We start from the raw sequence: 4767 nt of genomic DNA on the forward strand, positions 1-4767 counted from the left end.
CCGGGCGGGCCTGCGCAGTACGGCCCTGCCGGGCCCGGGCAGTACGGCCCTGCCGGGCCCGGGCAGTACGGCCCCGCCGGGCCCGGGCAGTACGGCACCCCGGGTGCACCCGGGCAGTACGGCCCGGGTGGTCCGGCGCCCTACGGACCGGGCGCGCCGTACGGTCCGCCGCCGCGGCGCGGGCTGTTCGGGATCGAGCCGTCGCCGCCCCCGCCGCGACCGTTCCGCGGGCTGCTCGCCTTCCTGGTCGTCGAGATCGTGTTCCTCGGCTCGTCGTTCCTGCTGGCGCTGGGCCTGGGGGAGGTCGACTCCGCGCAGGAGGTCCTGCTCGCGATCGTCGTCCCGACGATCCTGGCCGCGCTCACCTGTGTCGTCTGGACCCGGGTGTTCGGCAGCGGGCCGCTGGCCGACCTGGGCCTGCGGTTCCGCTGGGAGGACGTCGGCATCGGGCTGCTGATCGGCGTCGCCGGGCTGTTCGTGACGATCCCGGCCGCGCTGGCCTACCTCTACCTGGTCGGCCCGGACCTGACGACCTCGGTCGGCGTCGCCTTCGAGGGCATCCGCACGACGTGGCCGGTCGCGCTGGCCGTGATGGTCGGCGTCGTGGTGGTCGCCCCGGTCTGCGAGGAGATCGTCTACCGCGGCCTGCTGTGGAACGCCATCGCGCACTGGGTCGGCAACCGATGGGTCGTGTTCGTGCTGACCACGGCGGTGTTCGCGCTGGCCCACCTCGAGTTCCTGCGCGCGCCGCTGCTGTTCGTCGTCGCCCTGCCGCTGGGGGTCGCACGGCTGCTGACCGGCCGCGTCACCGCCGGGATCGTGGCGCACGCGGTCAACAACTTCCTGCCCGGGCTGGCCCTGGCCCTCATGCTGGTCGGGGCCTTTCCCGCGGTCTGAACGACGTCTGGCAGAATGGCCGATCGGGTCCGTGGCCGGCCCTCTACCTGCCACGGCCGACACCTACGAGTGAGCGAGCCCGTAACCCCACGCGAGGCCGGCTGACTCATCGCAGCACGAATCGACATTCGCGAGGAGCACCACAGCGTGGCCGTCAAGATCAAGCTGATGCGTCTGGGCAAGATCCGTCAGCCGTACTACCGCGTCGTCGTCGCGGACTCCCGTACGCGCCGCAACGGCCGGGCCATCGAGACGATCGGCAAGTACCACCCGAAGAACGAGCCGAGCCTGATCGAGATCGACTCGGACCGTGCGCAGTACTGGCTGGGTGTCGGCGCGCAGCCGACCGAGTCGGTGCAGAACCTGCTCGAGATCACCGGCGACTGGCAGAAGTTCAAGGGCCTGCCGGGCACCGAGGGCACCCTGAAGCCGCAGGCCGAGAAGGCCGACAAGCTGGCCCGCTTCAACGAGGCGCTGGCGGCGGCGAACGAGGAGCCGACCACCGCGGCCACCACTCCGAAGAAGAAGGGTGGCGACCGCGTCGGTAAGACCGCTGACGCCGCCCCGGCCGAGGCCGCGACGAAGAGCGACGACGTCGCCGACGCGACCAAGGACGCGGCCGAGCCGGCCACCGAGTCGACCCAGTCGTGACTCTCATGGCGGACGCGCTCGAGCACCTCGTGCGCGGCATCGTCGACCACCCCGACGACGTCCGGGTGGACCTGGTCACCGGGCGTCGCGGTCGGATCCTCGAGGTCCGGGTGCACCCCGACGATCTCGGCAAGGTGATCGGCCGGGGTGGCCGCACCGCCACCGCCCTGCGCAACGTCATCGGTGGTGTGGGCGGTCGCGGCGTGCGCGTCGACGTCGTCGACACCGACCGGTGACGAGCTCCGCACCCGACGACGCCGGCCAGGTCCTGGTCGGCGTCGTCGTACGTGTGCACGGTCTGCGCGGCGAGGTCGTCGTCGAGCCCCGCACCGACGCACCGGCGGAGCGGTTCGCGCCCGGTGCCGTCCTGCAGGGCCACCGGCCCCGCGCGGCGGGCCCCGGGCCGCTCACCGTCACCGGTGCGCGCGCCCACTCGGGCCGCTGGCTCGTGCTCTTCGAGGGCGTGGCCGACCGCGACGCCGCCGAGGCCCTGCGCGGGGTCCAGCTCCGGCTGCCGACCTCCGCGCTCGCCGAGCCGGAGGACCCGGAGGAGTTCCACGTCCACCAGCTGACCGGTCTGCGGGCCGAGCTGGTCGACGGGACCGAGGCGGGCACCGTCACCGACGTCGTCCACGGCCCCGGCGGGTCCCTGCTGGTCGTCCGGCGGCCGGCCGGGCACGAGGCACTCGTCCCGTTCGTCGGGGCGATCGTGCCCACCGTCGACGTGGCGGGCGGACGCGTGGTCCTCGACCCGCCCGACGGGCTGCTCGACCCGCAGGACTGATCCCGGCCCGGCACCCCGTGGTGCCGGGCCGTTCTCGTGGTCGCAGTGTCAACCAGAGTTGACATCCTCGCGGTGTCAACCTATGTTGACGGTCATGAGTGATGCGACGGCGGTGGCCGCGGCGGCGTCCAGCACGGACCCGGCCGTGGGGCTGCGGGCGGTGGTGGCACTGCGCGACCTGCAGGACTCACTGGAGGAGCTGCAGGTCACCAACGCCCGCGACCAGGGATGGTCCTGGCAGCAGATCGCCGACGCACTGCGGATCAGCCGGCAGGCGGTGCACAAGAAGTACCGCCGGCTCGGCCTGTAGACGGGAGACGCACGTGTTCGAACGGTTCACCGGCGAGGCCCGCAGGGTGGTCGTACTGGCCCAGGAGATCGCACGGACGAGGCGCGCGGGGCGGATCGGGACGGAGCACCTCCTGCTCGGGGTCCTGCGCACCCCCGGTACACCGGGGGAGGAGCTCCTCGCCGCGGCCGGGATCGACGCCCGCACCGTCATCGAGGAGCTCGACCGGGCGGACGGCGCACCCGGTCGCGACGCCGACGCCCTCGCCATCCTGGGCATCGACCTCGACGCCGTCCGGAGCGCGGTGGAGGCGGGCTTCGGGCCCGGCGCGCTCGACCGCCCGCGGCGCAGAGGGTGGCGGGCCGGGCACATCCCGTTCGAGCGGTCCTCGAAGAAGGCCCTCGAGCTGGCGCTGCGCGAGGCGATCCGGCTCGGTGACCGGTCGATCGGTACCGAGCACGTCCTGCTCGGGCTGCTGCACCCGGACACCGCGGCCTCGCAGCTGCTCGACCGGTGCGGGACGACGCTGTACGGGACCCGGCGCGCCGTCGAGCGACGGCGGCCCCGCCGGGCGGGCTGAGCCGGGCCCGGTCGTCGGTTCAGTCGTCGGCGCGGTCGGGGTCGTCCGGGTCCTCGGTCGGGTCCACCCGGGTCTCCGCCGAGCGCACCCCGTCGGTCTCCGACAGCGCGGCGGCCAGGCCGGGCAGGTCCCCCCGGCCGTCGAGACGCAGGGTCAGCGCCGCGACCCGGACGCCGTCGGCGGCCACCGAGCCGCGGTGCACGGCCACCCCTGCCACCGAGAATCCGGCCGCGGTGCAGCGCTCCAGGACCCCGCGCAGGACGCCGTAGCCGTCGTCGTAGCGGATCCGCAGCACCGGCGGGCGACGACGGTGCCGCCGCACCACCCGCGCGACCGGCTGCAGGCCCCGGGTCACCAGGAAGTGTGCCGCCGTCGCCAGGACGGCCAGCGGGGCGAGGCCCGCACCGCACGCCGTCCCGACCGCGGCGGCCAGCCAGATCGTGGCCGCGGTGGTGAGCCCGCGCACGACGTCCTGCCGGACGAAGATCAGCCCGGCACCGATGAACCCGATCCCCGACACGATCTGGGCCGCGATCCGGGACGGGTCCAGCGCGACGTGCTCGGTCGCGAGCAGGTCGGCGAAGCCGTACTTCGAGATGACCATGAACACCGCCGCGCCGACGCCGACCAGCACGTGCGTGCGCAGACCGGCGCTCTTCGCGCCGGCCTCGCGTTCCAGGCCGATCGCCGTCGTCAGCAGCAGGGCGAGCAGCACCGGCGGCAGCAGGCTCCACTGCGCCGCCGTCGACCAGAGTGGCTCGGCCCAGGATTCCGGCATCGCATGACCTCCTTCTGCACGGGGGGACGGGCGCCTGCGACGATCCGCGCCGTGCGGATCGACGTCGTCACCATCTTCCCGTCCTACCTGCAGCCGTTGCGCGAGGCACTGCTGGGGCGGGCGATCGACCGCGGGCTGCTCGAGGTCGCGGTGCACGACCTGCGGGACTGGACCCACGACGTGCACCAGGCCGTCGACGACTCCCCGTACGGCGGCGGGCCGGGCATGGTGATGCGCCCCCAGGTGTGGGGCGAGGCCCTCGACGACGTGCTGGCCACCCCCGACCTGCCCGCCCGGCTGGTCGTCCCGACCCCGGCCGGACGGCCGTTCACCCAGGCCACCGCGCACGCCTGGGCTGCCGAGGAGCGGCTGGTGTTCGCCTGCGGCCGCTACGAGGGCATCGACGAGCGTGTGCTGCTCGACGCCCGGGCCCGCGGCATCACCGTCGACGAGGTGTCGATCGGCGACTACGTGCTCGTCGGCGGGGAGGTCGCCGTGCTCGTGATGGTCGAAGCCGTCGCCCGGCTGCTGCCCGGGGTGCTGGGCAACCCGCGCTCGGCCGCCGAGGACTCCTTCTCCGACGGGCTGCTGGAGGGCCCGTCCTACACCCGTCCCGAGGTGTGGCGGGAGCTGGCCGTGCCGGACGTGCTCCGCGGCGGCAACCACGCCGCGATCGCCCGCTGGCGGCGCGACCGGGCCCTGGAACGGACCCGGGACCGGCGTCCCGACCTGCTCGACGCGCTCGGGCCGGACGCCCTGGACGCCGCCGACCGCGCCGCACTCGCCGC

The 4767-nt window shown here is 74.3% G+C and carries 8 protein-coding genes; 7 read left to right on the forward strand and 1 reads right to left on the reverse strand.

The genetic code is table 11. The annotated features are described in order from the left end of the window. From GTW08_RS32755 to GTW08_RS23790, 6 genes are all read left to right on the forward strand, one after another. A partial coding sequence (locus GTW08_RS32755; protein WP_202417604.1) for a CPBP family intramembrane glutamic endopeptidase occupies window positions 1-897 on the forward strand: 897 nt, incomplete at its 5' end. Window positions 898-1044: 147 nt separating this feature from the next. Then, window positions 1045-1548, forward strand: a complete 504-nt coding sequence (gene rpsP / locus GTW08_RS23770; RefSeq protein WP_073578179.1) for a 30S ribosomal protein S16 — start codon at window positions 1045-1047, stop codon at window positions 1546-1548. After that, on the forward strand, window positions 1545-1784 hold the full coding sequence (locus tag GTW08_RS23775; protein WP_020625231.1) for an RNA-binding protein: 240 nt from the start codon (window positions 1545-1547) through the stop codon (window positions 1782-1784). Before rpsP ends, GTW08_RS23775 begins: the two co-directional genes overlap by 4 nt. Then, window positions 1781-2332, forward strand: coding sequence for a ribosome maturation factor RimM (gene rimM, locus GTW08_RS23780; protein ID WP_073578178.1), 552 nt, complete (start codon window positions 1781-1783; stop codon window positions 2330-2332). Before GTW08_RS23775 ends, rimM begins: the two co-directional genes overlap by 4 nt. 94 nt (window positions 2333-2426) lie before the next feature. Continuing rightward, the gene (locus GTW08_RS23785; protein ID WP_073578177.1) at window positions 2427-2642 is read left to right on the forward strand and encodes a helix-turn-helix domain-containing protein; all 216 of its coding nucleotides are present in this window, start codon (window positions 2427-2429) and stop codon (window positions 2640-2642) included. Window positions 2643-2655: 13 nt separating this feature from the next. Next, the gene (locus tag GTW08_RS23790; RefSeq protein WP_073578176.1) at window positions 2656-3201 is read left to right on the forward strand and encodes a Clp protease N-terminal domain-containing protein; all 546 of its coding nucleotides are present in this window, start codon (window positions 2656-2658) and stop codon (window positions 3199-3201) included. Between the two features lie 19 nt (window positions 3202-3220). Here the strand turns inward: GTW08_RS23790 and GTW08_RS23795 are convergent, their stop codons facing one another. Next, the gene (locus GTW08_RS23795) at window positions 3221-3979 is read right to left on the reverse strand and encodes an MgtC/SapB family protein (RefSeq protein WP_073578175.1); all 759 of its coding nucleotides are present in this window, start codon (window positions 3977-3979) and stop codon (window positions 3221-3223) included. 51 nt (window positions 3980-4030) lie between these two features. Between GTW08_RS23795 and trmD the strand changes: the two genes are divergently transcribed. Continuing rightward, window positions 4031-4767, forward strand: a 737-nt coding sequence (gene trmD, locus GTW08_RS23800) for a tRNA (guanosine(37)-N1)-methyltransferase TrmD (RefSeq protein WP_346009964.1), incomplete at its 3' end; no start/stop codon positions are given.

It is taken from the genome of Pseudonocardia sp. SID8383 (assembly GCF_009864975.1).
Classification (GTDB): domain Bacteria; phylum Actinomycetota; class Actinomycetes; order Mycobacteriales; family Pseudonocardiaceae; genus Pseudonocardia; species Pseudonocardia alni.